We start from the raw sequence: 1,732 nt of genomic DNA on the forward strand, positions 1-1,732 counted from the left end.
AGGGCGGCGGGGGTGGGTGCTTCGAAGAGGGTGCGCAGGGGGAGTTCGGTGCCGAGGGTGGTGCGGATGCGGCTGGCGAGGCGGGTGGCGAGGAGGGAGTGTCCGCCGAGGTCGAAGAAGCTGTCGTCGGGGCCGACGGTGTCGAGTCCGAGGACCTCGGCGAAGGCGGCGCAGAGCGTGGTTTCACGTTCGTTGGCGGGTTCGCGGGTGGTGGTGGGGGTGCGGGTGTGGTCGGGGGCGGGTAGAGCGTGGCGGTCGAGCTTGCCGTTGATGGTGAGGGGCAGCGCGTCGAGGGTGAGGACGGCGGCCGGGACCATGTAGTCGGGGAGTGTTTCTCGCAGGAACTCTCGGACGGAGGTGCCGAGTTCGTGGGTGTTCGTGCCGGGGGTGGGGATGGTGTAGGCGACGAGGCGTTGGTCGCCGGGGGTGTCTTCGCGGACGAGGACGGTGGCGTGGGTGATGGCGGGGTGGGTGGTGAGGGCTGCTTCGATTTCGCCGAGTTCGATGCGGAAGCCGCGGATTTTGACTTGTTCGTCGGCGCGGCCGACGAATTCGAGTTCTCCGTGGGTGGTCCAGCGGACGATGTCGCCGGTGCGGTACATGCGGCGGCCGGGTTGGCCGTAGGGGCAGGCGGTGAAGCGTTCGGCGGTGAGGGCGGGTCGGTTGAGGTAGCCGCGGGCGAGTTGGTGGCCGGCGATGTGGAGGTCGCCGGGGACGCCGGGCGGGACGGGTTGGAGGGTGTGGTCGAGGACGTAGAGGTCGAGGCCGGGGATGCCGTGGCCGATGGTGCCGCCCGTGCTGGTGCCTGTGGTGCCTGTGGTGCCTGTGGTGCCTGCGGCGTGGAGTGTCTTGTGGGTGACGTGGACGGTGGTTTCGGTGATGCCGTACATGTTGACGAGCTGGGGTGTGTCGGGGTGGCGGGTGTGCCAGGTGGTGAGTTTGGTGGTGTCGAGGGCTTCGCCGCCGAAGATGATGTAGCGCAGGGCGAGGGGGTGGGGGTGTTCGGCGTCGGCTTGGTTGAGCTGGTAGAAGGCGGAGGGGGTCTGGTTGAGGATGGTGACGTGTTCGCGGGTGAGGAGGTCGAGGAAGGCGTGCGGGGTGCGGGAGGTTTCGAAGGGGACGATGACGAGGCGGCCGCCGTGCAGGAGTGGGCCCCAGAGTTCCCAGACGGAGAAGTCGAAGGCGTAGGAGTGGAACCAGGTCCACACGTCGTGGGGGCCGAAGCCGAAGTGGTGGTCGGTGTTGGCGAAGAGGGTGAGGACGTTGTGGTGGGGGATGAGGGTGCCCTTGGGGCGGCCGGTGGAGCCGGAGGTGTAGATGACGTAGGCGGGGTGGGCGGGCAGCACGGCCGTGGCGGGGTTGGTGCGGGGCAGGGCGGAGACGTCCGCCTGGTCGAGGAGGAGGGTGGGGATGTCGGTGTCGGCGCTGCCGGTGGTGAGTAGAAGCGTCGGTTGGGCGTCGTCGAGCATGTAGGCGACGCGGTCGGCGGGGTAGTCGGGGTCGATCGGCAGGTAGGCGCCGCCGGCCTTCAGCACGGCGAGTAGGGCGACGACCAGTTCGGCCGAGCGGTCGAGGCGGACGGCGACCAGGGTTTCGGGGCGGACGCCGTGGTCGGTGAGGAGGTGGGCGAGGCGGTTGGCGCGCTCGTTCAACTGGCGGTAGGTGATCTGCTGGTCGCCGTCGGTGAGGGCGATGGCGTCGGGGGTGCGGGCGGTCTGGGCCTCGAAGTGCT

1 protein-coding gene is annotated in these 1,732 nt (G+C 69.5%); it reads right to left on the reverse strand.

Going from position 1 to position 1,732, the window contains the following annotated elements; translation table 11 throughout:
• The coding region (locus ACIBEC_RS47760; protein ID WP_396290921.1) for an amino acid adenylation domain-containing protein at positions 1 to 1,732 on the reverse strand (1,732 nt) is incomplete at both ends.

Source organism: Kitasatospora sp. NPDC051164 (assembly GCF_044455625.1).
GTDB lineage: Bacteria > Actinomycetota > Actinomycetes > Streptomycetales > Streptomycetaceae > Kitasatospora.